Origin of the sequence: Mesorhizobium huakuii, assembly GCF_030160235.1 — a bacterium.
GTDB lineage: Bacteria > Pseudomonadota > Alphaproteobacteria > Rhizobiales > Rhizobiaceae > Mesorhizobium > Mesorhizobium huakuii.
This window is the reverse complement of record NZ_BSNY01000019.1, coordinates 25345-47594: the sequence shown is the minus strand read 5'-3', so window position 1 is coordinate 47594 and position 22250 is coordinate 25345. Positions and strand designations below refer to the sequence as shown.

Annotated in this window: 21 protein-coding genes; 10 read left to right on the top strand and 11 right to left on the bottom strand. The window is 63.6% G+C overall.

Features of this window, described 5'->3' with window-relative positions:
• Nucleotide 1: 1 nt before the first annotated feature.
• From QQK95_RS09885 to QQK95_RS09870, 4 genes are read right to left on the bottom strand one after another with little or no spacing between them, the layout of a single operon-like run.
• On the bottom strand, nt 2-247 hold the full coding sequence (locus QQK95_RS09885; protein WP_284271559.1) for a hypothetical protein: 246 nt from the start codon (nt 245-247) through the stop codon (nt 2-4).
• Between the two features lie 2 nt (nt 248-249).
• A complete protein-coding gene (locus QQK95_RS09880; protein WP_284271558.1) occupies nt 250-1509 on the bottom strand; it encodes an aminomethyltransferase family protein in 1260 nt (419 codons plus the stop codon).
• Nucleotides 1510-1512: 3 nt separating this feature from the next.
• A complete protein-coding gene (locus tag QQK95_RS09875) occupies nt 1513-3078 on the bottom strand; it encodes a phytoene desaturase family protein (protein WP_284271555.1) in 1566 nt (521 codons plus the stop codon).
• Entirely contained in the window at nt 3065-4684 is a 1620-nt protein-coding gene (locus QQK95_RS09870; protein ID WP_284271552.1) for a phytoene desaturase family protein, read from the bottom strand. The genes QQK95_RS09875 and QQK95_RS09870 overlap by 14 nt, the downstream gene beginning before the upstream one ends.
• 254 nt (nt 4685-4938) lie before the next feature.
• Between QQK95_RS09870 and QQK95_RS09865 the strand changes: the two genes are divergently transcribed.
• The 5 genes from QQK95_RS09865 to QQK95_RS09845 all read left to right on the top strand — a co-directional run bounded on the left by QQK95_RS09865 (nt 4939) and on the right by QQK95_RS09845 (nt 10052).
• The gene (locus QQK95_RS09865) at nt 4939-5733 is read left to right on the top strand and encodes a methyltransferase domain-containing protein (protein ID WP_284271550.1); all 795 of its coding nucleotides are present in this window, start codon (nt 4939-4941) and stop codon (nt 5731-5733) included.
• Nucleotides 5734-5739: 6 nt separating this feature from the next.
• Nucleotides 5740-6426: a transcriptional regulator BetI gene (gene betI / locus QQK95_RS09860; protein ID WP_409371672.1), complete on the top strand. Its 687-nt coding sequence runs from the start codon at nt 5740-5742 to the stop codon at nt 6424-6426.
• A gap of 48 nt (nt 6427-6474) precedes the next feature.
• Complete coding sequence (locus tag QQK95_RS09855) at nt 6475-7557, top strand: ABC transporter substrate-binding protein (RefSeq protein ID WP_284271546.1); 1083 nt, start codon at nt 6475-6477, stop codon at nt 7555-7557.
• A 111-nt stretch (nt 7558-7668) separates the two neighbouring features.
• The gene (locus QQK95_RS09850) at nt 7669-8745 is read left to right on the top strand and encodes an extracellular solute-binding protein (protein ID WP_284271545.1); all 1077 of its coding nucleotides are present in this window, start codon (nt 7669-7671) and stop codon (nt 8743-8745) included.
• A complete protein-coding gene (locus QQK95_RS09845) occupies nt 8742-10052 on the top strand; it encodes a flavin monoamine oxidase family protein (protein ID WP_284271543.1) in 1311 nt (436 codons plus the stop codon). Before QQK95_RS09850 ends, QQK95_RS09845 begins: the two co-directional genes overlap by 4 nt.
• Here the strand turns inward: QQK95_RS09845 and QQK95_RS09840 are convergent.
• The 3 genes from QQK95_RS09840 to QQK95_RS09830 form a co-directional block, all read right to left on the bottom strand.
• On the bottom strand, nt 10016-11089 hold the full coding sequence (locus QQK95_RS09840; protein ID WP_019861565.1) for an ABC transporter ATP-binding protein: 1074 nt from the start codon (nt 11087-11089) through the stop codon (nt 10016-10018). The genes QQK95_RS09845 and QQK95_RS09840 overlap by 37 nt on opposite strands.
• Before the next feature lie 67 nt (nt 11090-11156).
• Complete coding sequence (locus tag QQK95_RS09835) at nt 11157-11978, bottom strand: ABC transporter permease (protein ID WP_284271536.1); 822 nt, start codon at nt 11976-11978, stop codon at nt 11157-11159.
• Entirely contained in the window at nt 11975-12892 is a 918-nt protein-coding gene (locus QQK95_RS09830) for an ABC transporter permease (RefSeq protein ID WP_284271534.1), read from the bottom strand. Before QQK95_RS09830 ends, QQK95_RS09835 begins: the two co-directional genes overlap by 4 nt.
• A 349-nt stretch (nt 12893-13241) precedes the next feature.
• On the opposite strand from QQK95_RS09830, the gene QQK95_RS09825 reads away from it, so the two are divergent.
• Nucleotides 13242-14660, top strand: a complete 1419-nt coding sequence (locus tag QQK95_RS09825) for an aminotransferase (protein WP_284271531.1) — start codon at nt 13242-13244, stop codon at nt 14658-14660.
• Between the two features lie 75 nt (nt 14661-14735).
• Here QQK95_RS09825 and QQK95_RS09820 read toward each other — a convergent pair whose 3' ends face one another.
• A complete protein-coding gene (locus tag QQK95_RS09820; RefSeq protein ID WP_284271529.1) occupies nt 14736-15938 on the bottom strand; it encodes an aromatic ring-hydroxylating oxygenase subunit alpha in 1203 nt (400 codons plus the stop codon).
• A gap of 496 nt (nt 15939-16434) precedes the next feature.
• Between QQK95_RS09820 and QQK95_RS09815 the strand changes: the two genes are divergently transcribed.
• Nucleotides 16435-16845: a hypothetical protein gene (locus QQK95_RS09815; protein WP_284271527.1), complete on the top strand. Its 411-nt coding sequence runs from the start codon at nt 16435-16437 to the stop codon at nt 16843-16845.
• 242 nt (nt 16846-17087) lie between these two features.
• Here the strand turns inward: QQK95_RS09815 and QQK95_RS09810 are convergent, their stop codons facing one another.
• On the bottom strand, nt 17088-19121 hold the full coding sequence (locus QQK95_RS09810) for a PAS domain S-box protein (protein WP_409371671.1): 2034 nt from the start codon (nt 19119-19121) through the stop codon (nt 17088-17090).
• A gap of 145 nt (nt 19122-19266) precedes the next feature.
• A complete protein-coding gene (locus tag QQK95_RS09805) occupies nt 19267-20040 on the bottom strand; it encodes a response regulator (RefSeq protein ID WP_284271823.1) in 774 nt (257 codons plus the stop codon).
• A gap of 45 nt (nt 20041-20085) precedes the next feature.
• Here QQK95_RS09805 and QQK95_RS09800 point away from each other — a divergent pair, with 45 nt between their 5' ends.
• Nucleotides 20086-20787, top strand: coding sequence for a response regulator transcription factor (locus tag QQK95_RS09800; protein ID WP_284271524.1), 702 nt, complete (start codon nt 20086-20088; stop codon nt 20785-20787).
• A gap of 67 nt (nt 20788-20854) precedes the next feature.
• Here the strand turns inward: QQK95_RS09800 and QQK95_RS09795 are convergent, their stop codons facing one another.
• Complete coding sequence (locus tag QQK95_RS09795; protein ID WP_010911851.1) at nt 20855-21022, bottom strand: hypothetical protein; 168 nt, start codon at nt 21020-21022, stop codon at nt 20855-20857.
• Nucleotides 21023-21223: 201 nt separating this feature from the next.
• Between QQK95_RS09795 and QQK95_RS09790 the strand changes: the two genes are divergently transcribed.
• Both QQK95_RS09790 and QQK95_RS09785 read left to right on the top strand, forming a co-directional pair.
• A complete protein-coding gene (locus QQK95_RS09790) occupies nt 21224-21730 on the top strand; it encodes a hypothetical protein (RefSeq protein WP_284271520.1) in 507 nt (168 codons plus the stop codon).
• Nucleotides 21731-21753: 23 nt separating this feature from the next.
• Nucleotides 21754-22209 carry a L,D-transpeptidase gene (locus tag QQK95_RS09785; protein ID WP_284271519.1) on the top strand — a complete coding sequence of 152 codons (456 nt, stop codon included), beginning with the start codon at nt 21754-21756 and terminating at the stop codon, nt 22207-22209.
• Nucleotides 22210-22250: the final 41 nt, after the last annotated feature.

The window sequence follows — 22250 nt, the reverse complement described above, 5'->3', positions numbered from 1 at the left end:
GCTACTCGAAACCCATCCTTTTGAGCCAGTCCTTGCCGACGCCGCGGTCGCGGATGATCGGCAGCGGGTTCTCAGAATCGAGCCGCGCGCAGATGCGGTAGACCTCGAGCGTCTCGGCGCTCATCTCGCCGCGCTTGTAGAAGAACATGGCGGCGGCATAGCGCGTGCGGCCCGACCATTTCTCGCCGAGCGGCGTGTTGACCAGCTCCCACTGTTCGGCTGCCTCCAGCTCTGCTTCGTCGGCCATGGTCAGAAATCCGCCGGCGGATTGGCGATGCGGCGGTCGAGCTTGATGAAGGGCCGCGCCACCACCTTGGCCCGTTTCATCAGCTTCTGATACTGCAGTTCGCGCATGGCATAGATCTCGACCCAGAGGTCTTCCACGACAGTATCACCATAGGGCCGCGCCAGCGAAGCGATGGCGATGTTGCGCTTGGCCATCGGCGACCACATGGCGGCGCTGACCAAGCCGACCTCCTGATGCTTCTTGTGGTAGACGATGGCGTGTTCGGCCGGGATGTTGCCTTCGACCTCCAGCCCGACCAGCACATGGCGCAGCTTGCGTCTGGCGCGCGCTTGGAGGATGGCGCGGCGGCCGTTGAAATGGGCTTTCTCCGGATCGATCATGAAGCCGAGGCCGATCTCGTCGGGCCTGCGCAAGCGATCGGCGCGGATGGCGTGCTCGGCGGTGGTGAAGTCTCCATTGGCCACGATCAGTCCGGCCTCGAGCCGTGCGCGATTGAGCGCGGTGTAGCCGATGGCGCGGATGCCGCGCAGTTCGCCTGCAGTCATCAACCGGTCCCATAGGCTCAGCGCCTTGGCGGACGGCACGAACAGTTCATAACCGAGATCGCCGGTGAAGCCGGTGCGCGAGATGGTGACTGTGCCGCCATCATGCGGGAAGTCGGCGAGGTCGAATATTTTCAGCTTCTCGACGCCGGCGAAGCCGGCATCGCGCAGCACGGCGAAGGAGGTTGGCCCCTGCAATGCCAGCCCGGCGACGGCCTCGGTCTCTTCCTTGACGACGACGTCGAAACCAATGGCGCTGTCGAGCAGCCAGGGCAGATGCCGCTCCTGCGAGCACAGGCGGAAGCGGGTCGGCGAGAGGCGAAACAGCGTGCCGTCGTCGAGGACAAACCCCTCGTCGTCACACCATGCCGTGTAATGGACACGGCCGGGCCTGAGCTTGGTGACGTCGCGCAAGGTGACGCGATCGAGGAAGGCTTCGGCGTCGGGGCCCTCGATCCGGTATTTGGTCATCGGCGAGATGTCGAACAACGCCGCCTGGCTGCGGATGGCGAAATACTCCAGCTCCTCGTCCCACAGCGAATGCGGCGCGCGGTAGCCGGCCCAATTGTACCAGTCCTGGGTTTTGGCCAGCGCATCGAGGCGGGGCTGGAACGGTGTGCCAAGGCGCAGTATGCGGAAATGCGATTGCGCGGCGATGCGGGCGGAGACAGCCGCATCTTCTGTCTTTGCAACGGGCCTCTTCCTGGTTGCCTGAGCCATGGCTTACCCCCTCATCGCAATGATGCGCCGCGCCGCGTTGAGGCCGGGAGCGCCGGAGACGCCGCCACCGGGATGCGAGCCGGCGCCGGCCAGGAACAGCCCTTCGAGCGGCGTGTCGTAGCCGGACCATCCGGAGACGGGCCGTGAGATCAGCATCTGGTCGGCCTGTAATTCGCCGTGGTGCCAGTGGCCGCCGGGCATGCGGTAGCGCGCCTCGATATCGGCCGGCGTCAGAAGCTCGGCGTGAACAATGCTCTTGCCGATGCCGGGCGCGTAAGCCTCGAGCCGCGCCATGATCGCCTCGAGGAATTTTGGCTTGCCGGCAACCCAGCCTTCCTTCAACGCATAGGGCGCGTATTGCACGACCGCCGAAAGCACACAGGCGCCATCCGGTGCGAGTGATGGATCGGCGAGGCTGGGCAGGGTGATTTCCATCACCGGTTCGGGCGAGAATTCGCCATACTTGCACGGGTTGAAGGCGCGCTCGACATGGTCGGGCGAGGGCGCGATGACCAGCCGCCCCTTGTGCGCGGCGGCATCGGCGCCGGTGAATTGCGGCGGCCGGTCGAGCGCCAGATGAAGCTTGGCGGCGTCGCCTTTCATGCGGATGTTCCTGACCTTGCGCACGAAGCCGGTGTCGATCTCGCGCGGCCCGACAAGGTGGAGAAGGGTGATCGCCGGATTGATGGCCGAGACAACAGTCCTGGCGCGCAGTTCCTCGCCGGTGTCGAGCGCTACGCCGACGGCACGGCCTTGCTCGACGATGATTTTTGCTGCGGTAACCGATGTGCGGATGGTGACGCCGGCCTTTTCCGCCGCGGCGCGAATGGCGGCGACGACGGCGCCCATGCCGCCTTGCGGCAGGACCTGCGCACCGGCCGCTCCGCCGGTCTCGCCGGCCAGGCGATAGTAGAGCCCGAGCAACGAGGTCGGCGAGCGCGGGCCGAGATGGCTGCCCAGCGTCGCGTCGAAGGCGAGCAGGCCCTTCAGCCTGATATCTTCAAGTTGCTCGTCGAGCAGATCGGCAACGTTCATCAACAGCACGCGCAGGAAGTCGCGCATGTCTTCCTTACCGAGTTTCTTCAGCGCGAGCGCGGTCTGGCCGAGCCCCGCGGTCTCCATCAACGACATGCCGGCGAGATCGGGCGGCCGGCGCGAGAGGAAAGGCTTCAGGATACCGGCATAGCGCAGCAACTGCGCGCGCAGGTCCTTCCAGGCGGATTGCTCGGAGGAGCTGGCGCTGGTCAGCACCTCGCCATAGGCGCCATGCAGCATCAGCGCCGGGCCATCTTTCGACAGCGCCACCGAAGGCATGAAGTCCGCGCGGGCAAATTGCAGCCCATGCTTCTCCAACTCCAGGGTCTTCACCACATCGGGATGCAGGCGATTCAGGAGATGGGCGATCGACGAGGCGCGAAAGCCTGGCGCGAATTCCTCGGTGCGCGCCGCGCCGCCGACTTCGCTGCCGGCCTCCAGCACCAGCACCTTGCGGCCGGCTTTGGCCAGCGTGGCGGCGGCGACAAGGCCGTTGTGGCCGGCGCCGATGACGATTGCATCAAATGACGTCATGGGCCGGGCTCATATGCGAGGTGGATTTGGCGAGATCGCGCAGGATTTCCGCTGCCGCGTTGCGGCCGGGCGCGCCCATGACACCGCCACCCGGGTGGGTCGAGGAGCCGCACATATAGAGCCCGCCGACCGGCGAGCGGTATTGCGCGTAGCCCGGCACCGGCCGGTTGAACAGAAGCTGGTCGAAGGTCAGTTCACCCTGGAAAATATTGCCTTCGGTCAGGCCGACCTCCGCCTCGATTTCGCGCGGCGTGCGCACCTCCATATGGACGATGCGGTCGCGGAAGCCGGGTGAGTACTCAGCGATCTGTGCAATCACGCTTTCGGCGAAGCCGTCACGGTCGGCGTCGGTCCACTCGCGGCCGCTCACCTTGGGCGGCGCGTATTGCACGAAGCAGCTCATGAAGTGCTTGCCCGGCGGCGCCATGGTCGGGTCGAGCGTCGTCGGGATGACCATGTCGAGGAAAGGGTCCGCCGACCAGCGCCCGGCCTTCCAGTCGTCATAGGCGCGCTCCATGCGCTCCACCGAATCGGTGAAATGCATGTCGCCGCGATAGACCGGTGAATCCTTCGGCAGCGCCGGGAATTCCGGCAGCGAATCGAGGGCGATGTTGACCTTGCCGGACGAGCCACGCATTTTGAAGTTCTTGACCCGGCGCAGGAAAATGTCGGGCAGTTCCTTCTCCTCGACGAGCTTCAGGAAGGTGCGCTTCACGTCGGCATTGGAGACGACGAGCTTGCCGCGGATCTCCTCGCCGCCGGCCAGCACCACGCCCTTGGCCTTGCCTCGGCTCACCAGCACATGGTCGACCTCGGCGCCGGTGCGGATGGTACCGCCCGAGGCCTTGAACGATGCGGCCAGCGCTTTGGTGACCGCGCCCATGCCGCCACGCGCATAGCCCCAGGCGCCGACCGAGCCGTCGACCTCGCCCATATAGTGATGCAAGAGCACGTAGGCCGTGCCAGGCGACATCGGTCCGAGCGCGGTGCCGATGATCCCCGACAGCGCGAAGTTCGCCTTGATGACATCGGTCTCGAAATACTCATCGAGGAAGTCCGAGATCGACATCGTCCAGAAGCGCAGCGTCAGCGCCATCTCTTCCGCCGACAGGCCGGCGAATTTCTTGCCGAGATAGAGCAGCTCGCCAAGGTCGCGCGGCTTGAGGCTGGTCGGGTCGGGCGCGGTGCGCATCAAGAGCGGCTGGATGAAGCGGCACTGCCGTGTCACGTCGCGGGCGTAGCGGTCATAGGCTTCGGCGTCGCGTTTGGAGAAGCGCGCGAATTCGCGCCGGTGCGCATCGTGGTCGCGGTAGTTGGCCAGATAGTCGCCGTCGCGGGTGAACACCGCGCCGCCCTCATAGGAAATGACCTGCAGGCCGAAGCGCGGCAGTTCGAGGTCGCGCATGATCTCGGGGCGAAACAGCGAGCAGACATAGGAGCAATTGGAATAGAGAAAGCCCGGCGTCAGCTCACGGCTGGTGGCCGCACCGCCGACCCAGTCGTTCTTCTCCACCACCAGCACGTCGAGCCCGGCGCGCTGCAGGTAGCAGGCATTGACCAGGCCGTTGTGTCCGCCGCCGATGATGATGGCATCCCAAGCTTTCATTGTGGCCCGGCCTCTTCGTTTCCAAGCAGTTTCCAAGGGAAAACGCTGCGCGCTTCTCCTGGAATTGCCCTGTGCGACCCGCTGTTCATTTTTGCGTGATCTGTTCCCGAATACGCGGAATTTGGCACGGCATCGGCCGTTCTGTCCAGCCATTCTGAATGAATGTTCAACAAATGATGTTGCGTTTTCCCTCGTATGCGCTACGCTTTGCCGGCGTTCGAAACGGGCATTCATCGGTTGGGGATCGAGGGCTGATGATCGAAACGGCAGATGCCGAGTATGACGACACCGCCATCCGCTTCCTCGAGGCGCTGTGGGGCGATGGCTACCTGTCGCCGGGCGGACCTGAAGAGGTCGACCGCGTTGTCGAAGGGCTTTCGCTCAAGGGCAAGACGATCCTCGACATCGGCTGTGGCTCCGGCGGCATCACACTGCATCTGGTCGAGCGCCATGGCGCTGCCCACGCCACCGGTTTCGATGTCGAACAGCCGGTGATAGAGGCGGCCAGACGGCGAGCCGCCGAGCGAGGACTTTCGGACCGCGCTGACTTCGTCCAGGCGCCACCCGGACCACTGCCTTTCGCCGATCGCTCCTTCGATGCGGTTTTTTCCAAGGATGCGCTGCTGCATGTGCCGGACAAGGACGGCCTGTTCGCCGAAATCTTCCGTGTGCTGAAGCCGGGCGGCGTCTTTGCCGCCTCCAACTGGATGATCGGGCATGACGGCGAACCTTCGCCCGAGATGAAGGCCTATGTCGCCGCCGAGGGGCTGTCCTTCGCCATGGCCTCGCCGGCGCGCTATGCGCAAGCGATGCGGCGCGCCGGCTTTGCCGATGTCACCGTCAGGGACCGTAATCCCTGGTACCGCGAGGTGGCGCGAGGCGAGCTGGAAAGGCTGAAAGGACCGCTCTATGCGCCGGTTGCTGCCGTGGTCGGCGCCGCCTATGTCGACAAGAACATCCGAACCTGGGAGGCCATGCAGAAGGTGCTTGACAGTGGCGAGCACCGTCCCACTCATCTGCGCGGTTGGAAGCCGGATGCGATTGGATAGCCGGCGATGCTGGAGGCGATCACACCCATGAAAACGGCAGACGCCAAGGATGCCCTCCTTGAACCGGCGGGGAAAGCCGAGACCGAGAAGCGTGGACGCAAGGCTTCGAAGGAGGTCCGTCAGTTGCAGCTGATCGAGGCGACGATCGATTCGCTGGCCAAGCGCGGCTACGCCGAGACGACGATGGCCGATGTCGCCGACGGCGCGGGCCTGTCGCGCGGCATCGTCAACTTCCATTTCGAGAGCAAGGAAAAGCTGCTGATCGCGACGCTGCAGCACATGTATGACGAGTATTCGGCGCATTGGCGCGCCGCCCTGCAGAAGGCAGGCGACGATCCGGCGCGGCAGCTGCAGCAACTGGTGTGGGCCGACTTCGACCGCTCGATCTGCAACAAGCGCAAGCTGGCCGCCTGGCTGGCCTTCTGGGGCGAGGCCAAGTCGCGGCCGACCTATCAGGCGCTGAGCAGTTCGCGCGATGCTTATTACCAGCAGGTCTTCATCGATCTCTGCGCGACACTCAAGCAGAGCGGCTCCTATGCCTATGAGCCGCAGGTGATGGCGCTGTCGCTGTCGGCCATGCTGGAGGGACTGTGGCTGCGGCTGATGATGGGCACCGAGGACACAACGCGCGAAACAGCCTTGCAGGCCGCCAACGCCTTTTTGGCCGCTGCCTTCCCGAAGCATTACGGTTAGCAACAGCCGGCCGCCAAGACCGGCAAGACCAAAAGAGGACGGAACAGCATGAAGAACCTTAGCCGACGCCTGACATTGACATTGGCGCTGGGTGGCGCGCTTGCGGCTTCGGCGGCAGCGTTCGCCGTCGCCGCCGACAAGGATCTGATCGTGTTCGACTGGTCCGGCTATGAGGACCCGAGCTTCCATCCGAAATATGTCGAGAAGAACGGCGATTCACCGACCTTCGCCTTCTTCGGCGACGAGGACGAGGCGTTCGAGAAGGTGCGCTCCGGCTTCAAGGCCGATCTCGGCCATCCCTGCTCGCAGAGCGTGACGAAGTGGCGCGAGGCAGGCCTGCTGCAGCCGCTCGACACGTCGAAGATCACGGGCTGGAAAGACCTCAATCCCGGCATCATGGCGATGAAGAACCTCGCCACCACCGAAGACGGCAAGGCGTGGTTCATGCCGTGGGACTGGGGCAATACGCAGCTCACCTACAACTCCTCCAAGATCGATGCCAAGGACGTGCAGTCGCTGAAGGCTTTCGCCGATCCGAAGTTCAAGGGCCGGGTGTCGATCGGCGACAATGTCGATGACGCCTATGCGCTGGCGAGCCTCGCCATCGGCCTGAGGGACTGGACCAAGATGACGGACGACCAGTTCAAGCAGGCTTCCGACTTCCTGCGCCAGGTGCACAAGAACGTCCGCTCCTACTGGACCGATACCACCGATATCGTCCAGCTGTTGAGCGGCGGTGAGGTCGACCTCGCCTGGGCCTGGAACGATGCGACGGTTCAGTCCGTCAAGGCGGGCGTGCCGATCAAATCCGTAAAGGATACCAATGAAGGCATCTCGACCTGGGTCTGCGGCTATGTGCTGTTCAAGGATGCGCCCGGCAACGTCGACAAGGCCTATGACTACCTGAACGCCATCAACGATCCGGAGACCGCCAAGGTGCTGGTCAAGGACTGGGGCTATGGCCAGGCCAACGCCAAGGGCATGGCCGGCGTCGACCAGGCGATCCTGAAAGAAAAGGGCTATGACGACGTGCAGAAATTCGTCGACAAGACGCTGTTCCAGTCGCCGCTGCCGTCCGACCTCAAGCTGAAGATGATCGCCGAATTCGAGAAGATCAAAGCTGGGTACTGATCTCCTCCCGACTGCCCGTCCGCTGCCGGCATGGCGGGCGGACGGGCCTCGCCAAAGCGGATGATTTCTCCTAACTTCGCAGAAGCTTTTTCGCTATGGGGGAGTTTCGCCATGACGCCAATGCTACGCCGCCTGGCGCTCGCCGCCGCCTGCACGATCGGCGCCGGCGCGGTCTATGCCTGGGCGGAAGGCGTCGGCGATCTGGTGGTGTTCGACTGGTCCGGTTACGAGGACCCGCTGTTGCATCCCGCCTACACCGCCAAAAATGGCGCCGAGCCGACCTTCGCCTTCTTCGGCGACGAGGACGAAGCCTTCGAGAAGATGCGGGCGGGTTTCAAGGCCGATATCGCGCATCCCTGCTCGCAAAGCGTGGCAAAATGGCGCGACGCGGGCCTGCTGCAGCCGCTCGACACAACAAAGATCACGGGCTGGAAAGACCTCAATCCCGGCATCATGGCGATGAAGAACCTCGCCACCACGGCCGACGGCAAGGCATGGTTCATGCCGTTCGACTGGGGCAACACGGCGCTGCTCTACCGCACCGACAATGTGACGGCGGAAGAGGCGAAGTCGCTGCGGATCCTGGCCGATCCGAAATTCAAGGGCCGCGTCACCATCGGCGACAATGTCGACGACGCCTACGCGCTGGCGAGCCTGGTCATCGGCCTGAAGGACTGGACCAAGATGACCGACGCGCAGTTCAAGGAGGCATCGGATTTCCTGCGTCAGGTGCACAAGAACGTGCGTCTCTACTGGACCGACTCGAGCGACATCGACCAGGCGTTTTCCGGTAATGAGGTCGACCTTGCCTGGGGCTGGGGCCAGACACTGATCGCGATGAACGGGCAAGGCGTTCCCGTCGCCATGAACCGCGATACCAGGGAAGGCATGTCCACCTGGGTGTGCGGCTACGTGCTGATGAAGGACGCGCCGGGCAAGCTCGACCAGGCCTATGATTTCCTGAACGCGGTCAACGCGCCCGATATTTCGAAATACATGGTCACGACGTTCGGCTACGGCCATGGCAACAGCGCCGGCATGGCCGCGATCGACCACAAGGTGCTGGCCGAGCGCGGTTTCGACGACATCGATAAGTTCCTCGACAAGACGCTGTTCCAGCAGCCGGTCGCGCCCGAGCTGAAGAAACGCATGGTCGACGAGTTCGAGAAGATCAAGGCCGGCTATTGAACGACAAAACCGAAAGAACCGACGTCGTCATCGTCGGCGCCGGCTTCACCGGCCTGTCGGCGGCGCTTGAGCTGAGGCAGGCAGGCATCGAGTTCGTGCTGCTTGAAGCGCGCGATCGTGTCGGCGGACGCGTGGAAGCCGTTCGGAATGGACTTGGCGAGCGCATCGACAGCGGCGGCCAGTTCCTGTGCGAGGACATGCCGGAAGTGATGGCGCTGGCGAAGGCGCGCGGCAAGACCTTCGTCGAAACCTATGTCGAGGGTAATTTCATCACGCATCCATCGATGCCACCCAAGGACGCCAAGCAGACCTATTACGGCGCGATGGCGATCCGCGAGCGCATGAACGGCATCGAGCCGGACGACCCGTCGATTGCCGGCATGAGCGTCGCGGCCTGGCTGGAACAGCAGCATGATCCGATCGATGCCAAGACGGCTTTCCGATCGATGATCGAAGGCTTGTGGTGCCTGCCGATGGACAGAGTGCCGCTCTGGCACCTGATCGACAATGACCGGCGCATCACCAACGAGGTGCCGGAACTGCAGTACTCCCTGCGCGAGACCATGCAGTCGCTGGCCGAGGACCTTTCTGGCGATCTTGGCGACCGGGTGCGGCTCGGCGAAGCGGTCACGTGCATCGAGCACGGGCCGCAAGGCGTTCGTGTCGTCACGGGCAATGGCGTGATCGAAGCGCGCCAGCTGCTGGTCGCGCTGCCGCCGGCGACGGCCGCGAAGCTCGCTTTCGCGCCGGCCTTGCCGGCGACACTCGCGAAGGCGCTTGGCGTCTGGGAAAGCGGCGCGGTGATCAAGATCCTGGTGCGCTATGCCAAGCCGTTCTGGCGCGAGCAGGGTTTGAGCGGCATGGTGATGTGGCGCGACCTGCCGGGGCTGTTTGCCTGCGACGCCAGCAGGGACGCGCAGCATGCCGCCCTCGTCGTCTTCGTCGGCGGGCCGCTGGCGTTGTGCTGGCGTGCGTTCGATGTGGCAAGGCTGCGGGCGGAGGTGGTCACCCGATTGCAGGGGGCCCTCGGTCCGGATGCCGGCGATGCCGTCGACTTCAGCTCGCGCGACTGGATAGAGGACCGCTGGAGCGGCGGCGCCTACAGCGACCTTATCGTCGACGTGACGGCCAGGGATGCCGAGCGGACGATTCTGGCGGGTGCGCTGCCAGTGCATTTCGCCGCTTCGGAACTGTCGCCGTCATTCCCCGGCTATGTCGAAGGCGCGATCGTTGCCGGGCGCATCGCGGCGCGCAAGATCGTGGCGCAGCTTCAATCCCCCATCGCCACCAACGCCTCGGGATCGTAGGCGAGGCGGATCGGGGTGCCGACGGGAATGTCGTCGGCGCCGAAATCGTTGGTCTCGGTCACCGACAGCGGCTTTTCCAGCCCCGGTATCTCGACGATCAGATGAGTGATCTCGCCGAAATAGTGGCGTTCGACCACCTTGCCGGCGACCTCAAATTTCGCCGTCGCATTGTCCCACAGCACGCGCAGGCGCTCGGGCCGTATGCCGAGCGTTGCGGCGCCGCCATTGCGCACGAAGGCCTTCGGCTTGTCGGTTTTCACACGGCCAAATCCCAGCGTGTCGACGATCAGCGAGGCGCCGTTCTCCTCGACGATCTCGGCCTTGACGAAGTTCATGCCGCCGAGGAAGTCGGCGACCTGCCGGTTGACCGGGCGCTGGTAGATTTCCTTGGGCGAGGCGACCTGCGCGATCCTGCCGCCGAACATCACCGCGATGCGATCGGACATTGCGAGCGCCTCATACTGGTCGTGGGTGACCAGCACGAAGGTGATGCCGACGGCCTGCTGCAGGCGGCGCAATTCGACCTGCATCTGCTCGCGCAATTTCTTGTCGAGCGCCGACAGCGGCTCGTCGAGGAGCAGCACCTTGGGCCGCATCACCAGCGCGCGAGCGAGCGCCACGCGCTGGCGCTGGCCGCCGGAAAGCTCGGTGGCCAGGCGCTTGCCGAGGCCAGTCAGCGAGACCTGCGCCAGCGCCTCTTCAACGCGACGCTTCTCCTCGCCACCCTGCAGCTTCAGCCGCTTCAGCCCATAGGCGACGTTCTGCTCGACATTGAGATGCGGGAAGATCGCATAGCTCTGGAACACCATGTTGGTCGGCCGGCGGTTGGCCGGGATGCCTTCCATCGGCTGGCCGCCGACCGCGATCGAACCGCTGGTCGGATTGTCGAAGCCGGCGATCATGCGCAAAAGCGTGGTCTTGCCGCAGCCGGAAGGGCCAAGCAGCGAGAAGAATTCGCCTTCCCTGATGGTCAGAGACGCATCGTCCAGCGCCTTGAACGATCCATAACTGCGGGTGACGTTGCGGATCTCGATCATTGCCCGATCAGACTGGGCCCGGTCAGATTGGGTCCGATCGGATTGGGGGCGCTCGATCGGCGGCTGTTCAGGCATAGAGGCCTCCCTCGTTCTGGGTGCGTCTGGCCGCGCGGCGGCGCAGGATTTCGGCGATTGTCATCAACAGGAAGGAGGCAACCAGAAGCAGCGTGCCCAGCGCCAGCACGCCCGGCAGTTTCGAGGCGAAGCGCAACTGGCCCCAGATGTAGATCGGCAGCGTCGCTTCAGTGCCGGTCAGGAAGAAGGCGATGATGAACTCGTCGAGCGAGATGGTGAAGCAGACGAGCAGGCTGGAGATGATGGCCGGCGCCACCATCGGCAGCGTTACGCGGCGGAAGGTGCCGAAGGCGCTTTCGCCGAGATCGGCGGAAGCTTCCTCAAGGCTGCGGTCGAAGCCCTCGAAGCCGGAGGTCAGCACCGTCATCGAATAGGGAATGCAGACCAGCACGTGGCCGAGCACGACGGTGAACAGCGAGAGGCTCAAGCCCAGTTGCAGCATCACCAGCAGCATCGAGATGGCGACGATCACCTCGGGCAGCACCAGCGGTGCCATGATCAGGCCGTTGATCGTGCGGCGGCCGGGATAGCGATAACGGGTGATCGAACGGGCGGCGAGGATGCCGAGCACGGTGGCCAGAACCGAAGCCGAGACGCCGACCTTCAGGCTGTTCCAGGCGGCGTCGAGCAAGGCCGGCGTGTGCGGCAGGTCCGCATACCATTGCAAGGTGAAGCCGGTGAGCGGGAATTTCGGCGTCGGCGCCGTGTTGATCGAGAAGATCGGCAGGAAAATGACGGGCAGATAGAGGAAGACGACATAGAGGAAGGCATAGACGGACAGCCAGCCGCCCGACAGGAAGCGCCGCGCCCTCATCGTGCCAGTCTCTGCAGTGCGCGGATGATCAGCACCGTGGCGCCGGCCATCAGGGTGACGATCAGCATGGTGGTGACGGAAAGCGCGGCACCCAGCGGCCAGTTGGCCGCCTTGCCGAACTGCGCCTGGATGGCGTTGGCAATCATGACACCGTCCTTGCCGCCGACGAGCTTCGGCGTGACGTAATCGCCCACGGTCGGGATCATGACGATCAGCGCCGCCGAGATGACGCCCGGCGCCGACAGAGGCAAGGTCACGCGCAGGAATGAGTGCAAGGGACCATCGCCGAGATCGGTGGCGGCCTCGACCAGCGTCCGGTCGACCTTTTCCAGCGAAACGAAGATCGGCAGGATGGCGAAGGCCGCCCAGGCGTGGGTGAGGGTGATGATGACGGCGCTCGAATTGTAGAGCAAAGCAGTCGACGGCTCGTCGATGATGCCGAGGCCCATCAGGCCGGAATTGAGCACGCCATTATAACCAAGGATGACTTTCCACGACATGACGCGCAGGAGGTAGCTGGTCCAAAACGGGATGGTGATGAGGAACAGCCACAGGCTCTTGTGACGGCCGCCATGGAAGGAAATGAAATAGGCGATCGGGTAGGCGAGGATGACGGTCAACAGGCTGACCGTCAGCGAGATGTAGAGCGAGCGCCATAACAGATCGCGGTAGATCGGCTCGGTCAGCGCCACGCGGTAGTTTTCCAGCGTGAAGGTGCGGTCGATGGTCAGGTAGTGCTGCGTCCAGAAGGAGTGGGCGATGACCACCAGGATCGGCAGGACCAGCAGGAGGAGGGCGTAGAGAAAGGTCGGGCTGATCAGGGCAAAGCCCTGGACGGGTTCGGATTGCAGAAGGGCATTTCGTCTGGCGCGCGTCATGCGCAACGGGGGCGACCCTTCCACGGCCGCCGTCATTGCCAAGCTCCGGGGGGCCAGACTCTGGGGAGCAAGGCTCCGGGCGTGATCTCGGTTGCTGGCCTGGACTGTCCCGCCATGCGGCATCCCATTGTGCTGACGCCGGCTGTTGTTCCCACTTATCCTTGGAACGCGATCGAAAACAAAACCGGTGACCGCTTTTGCTGGTCGCGTTCCTAGCTTGCCGGCTTTCTTTCATCATGCGCGCATCCGTGGATTGAAATCAAGCGCTATTTCTGAGATATTGATTGAACGGACATTCAAAATTAAGTGAAGAAAGCCGTCATTTCCGGCCTTTGCCGCCGAATTTGAAGTCTGGGGAAAAATCGACAGAGATGTGGAGACGACAATGGCTGCGGTGAGGGACCTGAAGGCGACCGAAATGGCGGCGTCCGGCGGCGACGGTGCCATTGAACTGGGCAAGCGCCATCTCATCCAGCCCTGGCCTTATGCCGGCTCCGTCGGTGCCGAAGCCCGCGCACTGATCGGCGAAGGCGATGGCATCTACATCACCGACAACACCGGCAAGCGGCTGATCGACGGGCCTGCCGGCATGTGGTGCGTCAATGTCGGCCACCGCCGCGAGGAACTGGCCAGGGTGATGTACGACCAGGCGATGGCGCTGTCCTACAACACGCCCTGGTACACGATGAACGCGCCGTCGGCCGAACTTGCCATGCGCATCGCGGGCTATGCGCCAGGCGACCTCAGCCATGTCTTCTACACGACGGGCGGGTCCTCGGCCGTGGAGACGGCTCTGCGCTTCATGCAGTTCTACAACAATGTGCGTGGCCGGCCGGAAAAGAAGCTGATCCTGTCGCGCGGCGGCGCCTATCACGGCTCGACCTATCTGTCGGCCTCGCTCAACGGCCGCCCGCGCGACCGCGACTGGATGGACGGCGCCGACGAGCTGGTGATCAAGCTGTCCTCGCCCGATCCGTTCCGCCGTTCGCAAGGCATGAGCCTTGCCGCCTTCACCGACTTCCTCGTCGATCAGTTCCGCGACACGGTCGCCCGTGTCGGCGCCGACAGAATCGGTGCTTTCGTCGGCGAGCCGGTGCAGGCATCGGGAGGCGTCGTGATACCGCCGGACGGCTATCTCAAGCGCATCCGCGAGATCTGCCGCGACAACGATATCCTCTATGTCTCCGACGAGGTGGTGACGGGCTTCGGCCGGCTTGGCCATGTCTTCGCCTCGGGTGACGTGTTCGGCATCGATCCCGACATGATCACCTTCGCCAAGGGCGTCACCTCGGGGTATTTCCCGCTCGGCGGCGTCATCATCTCGGAGCGGCTGCTGCAAGAGTTGCGCCGTTCGAACCATCCAGACGCGATGTTCGGCCATGGCTTGACCTACACCAGCCATCCCGTCGGCTGCGCCGTAGCGCTGAAAAACCTGGACCTGCTGGAAGAGAGCGTGCTTGCGCACACGCAAGAGGTCGCGCCCTATTTCCAGGCGCAGCTTAAGACGCTGGAAGAGCTGCCGCTGGTCGGCGAGGTGCGCGGCGTCGGGCTGATGGGTTGCGTCGAATGCGTCGCCGACCGCGAAAGCAAGGATCCGCTGCAGCTCGACAAGGATGTCGGCAAACGCATCGACGCCCACTGCCATGAGCTCGGCCTGCTGGTGCGGCCGCTGATCAACATGTGCGTGATGTCGCCGCCGCTGATCATCACGCGCGAGCAGATCGACGACATGGTCGCTATTTTGCGCGAAGGCATTTCGCGGACGATGGATGATCTCAGGAAAGAAGGCGTGTGGCGGGGGTGACGGTCTTCCCTCTCCCCGTTTCACGGGGAGAGGGGCGCTGTCATTGGGTTTGGCCAACTGCCAACGTGGGCGCAGCTACGACCGCGACCTCAGCGCGTCGTTCAAATTCCACATGTCTTTCTCCTCCGGCGCCGTCTCAAGGCCCAGCACCGGCAGCATCTTGCGCAGATGGTCGTGGTGGGTGCGCACGCCATATTCGAGATCGGAGAGATAAAAACCCTCGAAGGCTTCGGACAGCATGGATTCGTTCGACCACACCGACAGCTGGACATCTTCCGACATGGTGTCGCGATCGATGCGGAAGGAGAGGTAGCGGGCGGCGGCCTGCTCGCGGCTTTCGTCGCGGTAGCGGTAGATGGCGCCGCGCAGCAGGGTCTCGCCCGTCGATAGCGGAAACTCCTGATAGAACTGCACGGATTCCGGCATCACCGAAATGACCGCATTGGGGAAGATGCCGTAATAGACCCAGGCCTTCTTCAGATAGTCCGGCAGGTGCGTCGGCTCTGGCGCGATCTTGATGTAGTTCTTGACGCTCCAGCGGCGGCCGGCATGCGGGTTGTAGGTGGCGAAGGAACGGGACACGCCATTGATGAAGGGCTCATCGAAATAGGTCGCGCCATAAAGATCCTGCAGGGCAGGGTGCGCCATGGCGACGTGATAACCCTCATTGTCGACATCGCGTACCGACTTCCAGTTGACCGGAGTCTTCTGGGTCCAGATGCCCCAGGACGGCACCATGTCGGCGGCCTTGTAGTGCGCGAATTCCGGCTCGATCGGCTTCATCAGCTCGGCGACCGAAGGCTGCGGCCCGCCATTGCGGAAGCGGATGAAGATGAAACCCATCCAGACTTCGAGGTCGAGCTGCATCAGGCCGAACTCGGTCTTGTCTAGATCGGGGAAGGAGCGCGGGCGCGCGGCGCCGCGCAGCGTGCCGTCGAGATTGTAGACCCAGCCATGGAACGGGCACACCAGCGCGTTCTTGCAATTGCCCTGGCTGTCGGCGACGACACGGCTGCCGCGGTGGCGGCACATATTGTTGAAGCCGCGCACGACGCCGTCCTTGCCGCGCACGACCAGAGCGCGTTCGCCGACCACATCCATGGTCAGATAATCGCCGGCTTTAGGGACATCGCTGACATGACCGACGATCTGCCAATGGTTGCGGAAAACGTGTTCCTTCTCGAGCTCGAGAAGGGCATCGGAATGGTAACTCCAGCCCGGCAGTCCCCGCCGGTCCCAATCGTTGGGGATCGCCACGTCACGGAGGTGCGGGTTCATAAAACGTCTCTTCTTTTTGTTGAATAATCATTCAACAAAATCATATTTTCCATTGAAATGCAATGGTTTGTGAAAACTTAAGGGATTTCAGGGCAGAGTCAGAGCGTCGTTCCTAGCTGGCTTCGATGCGGCTGCTGCCCGAGAAAATCGCGGAGAATCCGGGTGTTAGCCCCGGTTCCGAAATGCCGTTCTCACTTCATTTCACAAAGCGCGGAAGCTGACGAACAAGACCCCTCGCCGGTGGAAAAAAGCACTCGCCGCGCTCTGGCCAATCTGCTGTTCGGCAGGCGCTTGGGTTGGACTGCCTGGCGGGAGCCGGCCTGGGATTACCTCGCCTCGGCGACGTGTAAGCCGGAATGACCGATTCTGCCCGGTTTTGCCCGATACCGCTGTTTCAATTCCGTTACATAGCCAGAGCGACGCCACGTTAGTGCTGTTACAAAGTGCGATTAAGTTCGTTTCATCATCAAAAAGAAACGCAGCGAAGGGGAAGGCAATGCATGCGAAAGTCGAGATCATCACCAGCGAACACCGCCTCCAGGCTCCAGAGCGCGCTGACCGCCGCCCGAAACTGGCGCTACGCCAACGCGCCAGCGACCACCCCATGGCTATGTTCATGGGGCTGGCTGCTTGCGCCGTCGTCGGCATGGCGCTCACGCCGACAGTCGGGCCGGCCTTCGCCTCGCTAAATCCGCCGGCCAATGTGGTCGACGGGGCGCCGACGACAATCAAGACCGCTCGGCTGCCGATGCCGACGCTCGACTTCGCCTGCAAGGGGCAGGCATGGGGCGCCGAGAGCGTCGATTGCCTGCGCGCCATCGCCGAACAGTCCGGGACGCACAAGGCCCGCGCGATCCGCATGATCGCCAATGCCGCGCCGCTGACCAACACGCCAAACATTTTTTAGATTTCCGTCGAAGCGTTATCCCGAAACCGTTCCCTCTCGGGATCCTGCTCTGACCTCCCCGAGCGCTCCTCCAGCGCTCCATTCAGCTCCCGCCGCACAGCCGGCCGGGAGCTTCTTTTTTTGGCAATTCCAGGAAAGTGTGAGCGCTTTACCCCGGAAAAGCGCGTAGCGCTTTCCCTTGGGAATCGCGTAAAAACAAAGAGATGGAGCCGTTCGGCGTTTCCATGAAACCGTGACCTGCTCTAGCCTTTCAACGCGGCCTGCTCGGCAATGGTTGAAAGCACACTGCGCACGTCCAGCGTGCTGAACGGCTTTTCCAGGATCTGCGGCCGCTGCTGCGCCGGCAAGGCTTCGATTTCCGCCTTGGCGCCGATCAGATCGCCGGTGACCAGCACGAAGCGCCGTGCCAGTTCGGGCCGCTCGGCAAGCAGCTCGCGGTAGATGGCCATGCCTGATGTGCCGGGCATGCGCAGGTCCGAAAAGACGATGTCGGGCGGCATGTGGCCGCTCAAGGTGGTGGCGCCCGATTCCCAGACCGGCGCGATACGCGACTTGATGCCCATCAATTCGAGAATGTCGGACAAGGAGCCCGCGACATCAGGCTCGTCGTCGATGATCAAGGCATGACGCAGGCCGCTCGAGCGTGGCTGGCTCTCGCCGGCAGCAGCGATGCCCGCCGAAATGGCCGGCAACTGGACAACGAAACGCGCCCCTCGGGGCTGTACTTCCTCGAACCAGACACTGCCATTGTGCCGCTCGATGATCGATTTCGAGATCGACAGGCCAATGCCGGTGCCCACACCGACCGGCTTGGTGGTGAAATAGGATTCGAAGATGCGGTTGCGGATCGCCTCGGGAATGCCAGGCCCGTTGTCCTCGACCGAGAAGCCGGGATTGCCGCGCTCGCCGCGGAAGGTCCGCACCTTGATCAGCCGATCGCCGGCAATGCCGGCCAGCGCGTGCTGGCTGTTGATGAGGAAATTGGCCGCCACCTGCGTCACGTGGTCGGCGTCCGCCATGGCCAGCAGCGGACCCGGCGCGAAATCGGTGTCGATGATGATGCCGCTCGAGCGTGCGCCATAGGCGGTCACCTCGAGGGCGGCGCGGATCACCTGGTTGAGATCGGTCTCGGCCTGGGCCGCTGGATGAAGCCGGACCATCGACAGGAAGCTCTTGACGATGCGGCCGCACCGCTCGGCCGCGGCGCGCACCTTCTCGGCGCGGACCTTGGTCTGCGGGTCGGAGGCGAATTCGTGCAACAGCGTCGATTGCGCGACCACCACCGCCAGCGGGTTGTTGAGCTCGTGCGAAACGCCGGCAAGCAGCGAGCCCATCGCCGCCATCTTCTCGTTCTGGTGCAGCTTCTCGCGCTGCCGGTTGATCTCTTCCTCGGCGCGCAGCCTGTCGCGCAGGTCGCGGATCGAGCCGAAGATCAGGCGGCGGTCGGCGACCCGCATCTCGGTCGCCGTCAGCTCGATCGGAAACACTTCGCCGGCGGCATTCTGCGTCACGGTCTCGAGGCGCTGGCCGACCATCGGCGCGCCGCGGCCCGACATGTAGTCGGCGCCAGAGGAGTAACCCTTGCGATAGTATTCCGGCACGACGGTGTCGAGCAGGTCCTTGCCGAGGATGTCGCTGCGCTGGAAGCCGAACATCTTTTCGGCGGCAGGATTGAATTCGATGATCGAGCCGGCCTCGTCGATGACGATGATGGCGTCGAGCGAAGCCTGCAGCATGGTGCGGCGGATCACTTCGCTGGCATGGGCATCGGAGGGCGAGTGTTCGATGGCGTCGCCGATGGCGAGCGCGATGATGTGCAGCGTCGCCTCTTCCTCGTCGGTCCACTCGCGCTCGTCGACGCAATCATTGACGGCGAGGGTGCCCCACAGGTGGCCATGGGCGAAGACCGACACCGACAGGAACGACTTGATGTTCTGCTTTTCGAAATCGGTTCTCAGGAACCCTTCGAGATTGCGCGTATGCCCGGCAAAGATCTTGCCCTGCCGTTCGTCCTCGGCGACGCGCTCCAGCAGCGGGTCCGAATTGACGATCGACTGCATGATGACGGTCGGCGAGGCCAGTTCGCCGCCAAAGTCGGGGTCGATCCAGTAGGCGGCAACCGACTGGGCAAAACCCTGGCCCGGCAGTTCGCGCAGGCGAAACAGGATGCCGCGCTGGCATTCGATGGCCCGGCACAGGGTTTCCAGTATGCCGTCCATCTCGCGCTGCCAGTCGCCGGCCTCTCGCAGCCGGCGAACGACGCGCACGGCCGCCATCGCGGCACCCTGCCTGAAACCCTGCATATCCCTGCTAGTTGCTTCGCCCGTCATTTTCAGCCGCTATTCCAAAGTATGCCCATCCGATCGGCCCCATTCGATCGGCGAGCAACGGCCTGAACCTGAGACCCTGTGGTCCTGGCGCTCAGTTGCTGTCGCCGGTCGGCAGCGAGAAGATATAGCCTTCGCCGCGCACCGTGCGCAGGAATTTCGGGTTGGCCGGATCCGCCTCGATCTTCTTGCGCAGGCGCATGATGCGGATGTCGACGGCGCGCGATGATTCCGGATCCTCGGTGAAGCCGATCGCCTCCGAGATCGCGGCGCGGGTCAGCAGCCGGTTGGCGCGGGTCAGGAAAACCTCCAGCACGTCGAATTCGCTCTTGGCCATGTCGATCACGGTGCCGTTGGCGCCGGTGACCAGCCTGCCGTCGAGATCGGCCTGGAACGGGCCGAAGGAGACGGAACGGCGGTCTGTCCTGGCTTTCCTGTCAAGCAGCTCCGTCGGCTGCGGCACGCGGCGCAGCACGCTGCGCACCCTCGCCAGCACCTCGCGCAGTTCGTATGGCTTGACGATATAGTCGTCGGCGCCGAGCTCCAGCCCGACGATGCGGTCGAGCGCCGTGCCGGCGGCGGTCGCGTAGATGATGCCGATCGGCATTCTCGAGCGCAGCCAGCGGCCCAGCGACAGCCCGTCCTCGCCGGGCATGGCGATGTCGAGAATGGCCAGATGGAAGGCCTGGGTCTCGATCAGGCTGCGCGCGGCGGAGGCGGTTTCAGCGGTCGCCACATCATAGCCAGCGGCGCCGAGATATTCGGCAACCGCGTCCCTCAGGTCGGGCTCGTCCTCGACGATCACTATTCTTGCCCGCACGATGCTCTCGCTCCCACTTTCAGTGGAAAGTAGATTGGGTATAAACATCATGTCCAGCACTCATATCCGGTTGCAAGGGAACGGTTGGAAAACATGGCTGCACGAGCCGTCATTGCGCTTGTTTCCGTCGCCGAAGTGGTCGCGACCGAACTTGCCGACCATCTCGAGCGGCGTGGCCATGACGTGCGCCAGGCGCGACAGCCCTGGGAGGGGGAATCGCTGCTGGCGGGCGGGGGCATCGATGTCGTTGTCGTCGGTGACAGTCTCAGCCAGGCGGAAGGGCGGGATCTGCTCCGGCGCTATGGCGGCCAGGGCGAGGGCGGCCGGAATGGGCCTGATTTCATCCTGATCTGCCGGCCGGCCGATCTCGTCGACAAGGTGCTGGCGCTCGAACTGGGTGCGGCCGACGTCGTCGAAAGCCCGCTCAATGTCAGGGAACTCGCCGCCCGTGTCGGTGGCCTGCTGTCGCGCCGTGGCAGGGGCACGCAGGAACTGATCGTGCTGGAGAACGCGACCGTCGATCTGAGATCGGCCATCGTCATGCACCGGTCCGGTACGGAGGAGCAGCTTTCGCCCGGTCAGGTGGCGTTGCTCAGGTTGTTCCTGGCGAGCCCCCGCAAGGTGCTGACGCGTGACGACATCATCGCCGCGGCACCGGCCGAGAATGCCGACGCCTTCGATCGCTCGATCGATTCGCGCATCGTGCGGCTGCGCCGCAAGCTCGACACAGAGACCATCACCACCATACGTGGCGCGGGCTACCGGTTTGATCCGCCGCAGCAATTCACCGACTGACGGCAGGCTGCCCGGGCTGTCTTTCTGGCTGAGCATCGGATTTTCCTCCTGCCGATGCTCCCGCGGCTCAGCGCACCACCAGCAGCGACGGACCCGATGGCATGTCGCTGCTCACGACGAGTTCGTTTGCGTGGGCACGCTCCTTGAGGAGCACGGTGGCCAGGGCGGCAAAGCCAAGCAGGCCCTGCGCATAGAGCAGTGCGGAAAGCACAGAGGCGGCGAATTTCGTCTTCATCGTTCCAACTCCCCAGAAATGCCAGTTCTTCAAAAATGAGTATGTCGCGGGTCGCTTCAGGAAACTCCCGAAGTGCCCGCGCCGCTCACGGAGCCCCCCGCAGCGGCGCGGGCCTTCGGTCCTCTCGGCAGCAAGTTGCCGGAGGGGCCGCGCAATGCCAGCAACCGAAGGCCAACCCGCCAGAGGGCCTTGAGCCGGGTGATGCGCAGGCTGGAAACAATCCAGACCGAGGCGGAAAACAGGGCGACGTGCAGGGTAGAGATCTCGCTCGTACTCATCGCCGCCAGCCTTGCCACGGGGCCGCCGGCAACCGTGCCGACACCGCCAGTGACTGCTGCCGCGATGCTGATCCTGAAGAGCCAGGACCGCGTGTTCGTTTTCGTTCCCATGGTCGTTGCCGTCTGCTTTCGTTACGTCAACCTTGCGGGCGGCCCGTATCCGGATCATGCCGCCCGAAGCCGCGCTTTGTTGCAGATTGGTTTCGAGATTGCCCCTTGCTCTTTCAAAAAGAAGCAATTCGAACTTTCGTTTTGCAGGCGATACCTATGTGCCGCATCTCGCCGACGTTTGCGGGTGCGATCATCGTCGCCGTGGTGCCTTGACCTGTTAACCAGAGGAAACAGATTCGAAACACAAACGAGCATTTCGCGAAATCTCCCCGAAACATGCCACGACGATAAGCCGCTCATCGAATTGGAGCCGGCCTGACCGGCAGAGAGAGAGGGGACATCATGCACACCACCATTGCCGCCAAGCTCATCAACATCACCGCCGCCGCGCTCACGGGCACTGCGCTTCTGTTCGGCGCCAACGCAGCCCATGCCGCCAACAAGATCGTGGCGCGGGTCTCGCTTTCGCAGCAGATCATGGAGGTCTCGGTCGATGGCCGGCCGACCTTCGCCTGGAAGGTTTCCACCGGCGACAGGGCACATGTGACGCCGACCGGCTCGTTCAAGCCGACGCGCATGCATGAGATGTGGTATTCGAAGAAGTACGACAATGCGCCGATGCCGCACTCGGTGTTCTTCAGCGGCGGCTACGCGGTGCACGCCACCTATGCCATCAAGCGCCTCGGCCAGCCGGCCTCGCATGGCTGCGTGCGGCTGCACCCGGACAATGCCGCCGATTTCTACCAGCTTGTCGAGACCTTCGGGCCCGCCAACACCAGCATCGTCATCGTCAAGTAGCAGGCTGCGGGCTGGCCGGCGGGTTGCCGCGCCTGTTCAGG

Excerpts from the sequence above, each read along its gene's own strand:
- QQK95_RS09885 (WP_284271559.1), bottom strand. The coding sequence starts at position 247 with ATGGCCGACGAAGCAGAGCTGGAGGCAGCCGAACAGTGGGAGCTGGTC.
- QQK95_RS09880 (WP_284271558.1), bottom strand. The coding sequence starts at position 1,509 with ATGGCTCAGGCAACCAGGAAGAGGCCCGTTGCAAAGACAGAAGATGCG.
- QQK95_RS09875 (WP_284271555.1), bottom strand. The coding sequence starts at position 3,078 with ATGACGTCATTTGATGCAATCGTCATCGGCGCCGGCCACAACGGCCTT.
- QQK95_RS09870 (WP_284271552.1), bottom strand. The coding sequence starts at position 4,684 with ATGAAAGCTTGGGATGCCATCATCATCGGCGGCGGACACAACGGCCTG.
- QQK95_RS09865 (WP_284271550.1), top strand. The coding sequence starts at position 4,939 with ATGATCGAAACGGCAGATGCCGAGTATGACGACACCGCCATCCGCTTC.
- betI (WP_409371672.1), top strand. The coding sequence starts at position 5,740 with ATGCTGGAGGCGATCACACCCATGAAAACGGCAGACGCCAAGGATGCC.
- QQK95_RS09855 (WP_284271546.1), top strand. The coding sequence starts at position 6,475 with ATGAAGAACCTTAGCCGACGCCTGACATTGACATTGGCGCTGGGTGGC.
- QQK95_RS09850 (WP_284271545.1), top strand. The coding sequence starts at position 7,669 with ATGACGCCAATGCTACGCCGCCTGGCGCTCGCCGCCGCCTGCACGATC.
- QQK95_RS09840 (WP_019861565.1), bottom strand. The coding sequence starts at position 11,089 with ATGATCGAGATCCGCAACGTCACCCGCAGTTATGGATCGTTCAAGGCG.
- QQK95_RS09835 (WP_284271536.1), bottom strand. The coding sequence starts at position 11,978 with ATGAGGGCGCGGCGCTTCCTGTCGGGCGGCTGGCTGTCCGTCTATGCC.
- QQK95_RS09830 (WP_284271534.1), bottom strand. The coding sequence starts at position 12,892 with ATGACGGCGGCCGTGGAAGGGTCGCCCCCGTTGCGCATGACGCGCGCC.
- QQK95_RS09825 (WP_284271531.1), top strand. The coding sequence starts at position 13,242 with ATGGCTGCGGTGAGGGACCTGAAGGCGACCGAAATGGCGGCGTCCGGC.
- QQK95_RS09820 (WP_284271529.1), bottom strand. The coding sequence starts at position 15,938 with ATGAACCCGCACCTCCGTGACGTGGCGATCCCCAACGATTGGGACCGG.
- QQK95_RS09815 (WP_284271527.1), top strand. The coding sequence starts at position 16,435 with ATGCATGCGAAAGTCGAGATCATCACCAGCGAACACCGCCTCCAGGCT.
- QQK95_RS09810 (WP_409371671.1), bottom strand. The coding sequence starts at position 19,121 with ATGGCGGCCGTGCGCGTCGTTCGCCGGCTGCGAGAGGCCGGCGACTGG.
- QQK95_RS09805 (WP_284271823.1), bottom strand. The coding sequence starts at position 20,040 with ATGTTTATACCCAATCTACTTTCCACTGAAAGTGGGAGCGAGAGCATC.
- QQK95_RS09800 (WP_284271524.1), top strand. The coding sequence starts at position 20,086 with ATGGCTGCACGAGCCGTCATTGCGCTTGTTTCCGTCGCCGAAGTGGTC.
- QQK95_RS09795 (WP_010911851.1), bottom strand. The coding sequence starts at position 21,022 with ATGAAGACGAAATTCGCCGCCTCTGTGCTTTCCGCACTGCTCTATGCG.
- QQK95_RS09790 (WP_284271520.1), top strand. The coding sequence starts at position 21,224 with ATGCGCAGGCTGGAAACAATCCAGACCGAGGCGGAAAACAGGGCGACG.
- QQK95_RS09785 (WP_284271519.1), top strand. The coding sequence starts at position 21,754 with ATGCACACCACCATTGCCGCCAAGCTCATCAACATCACCGCCGCCGCG.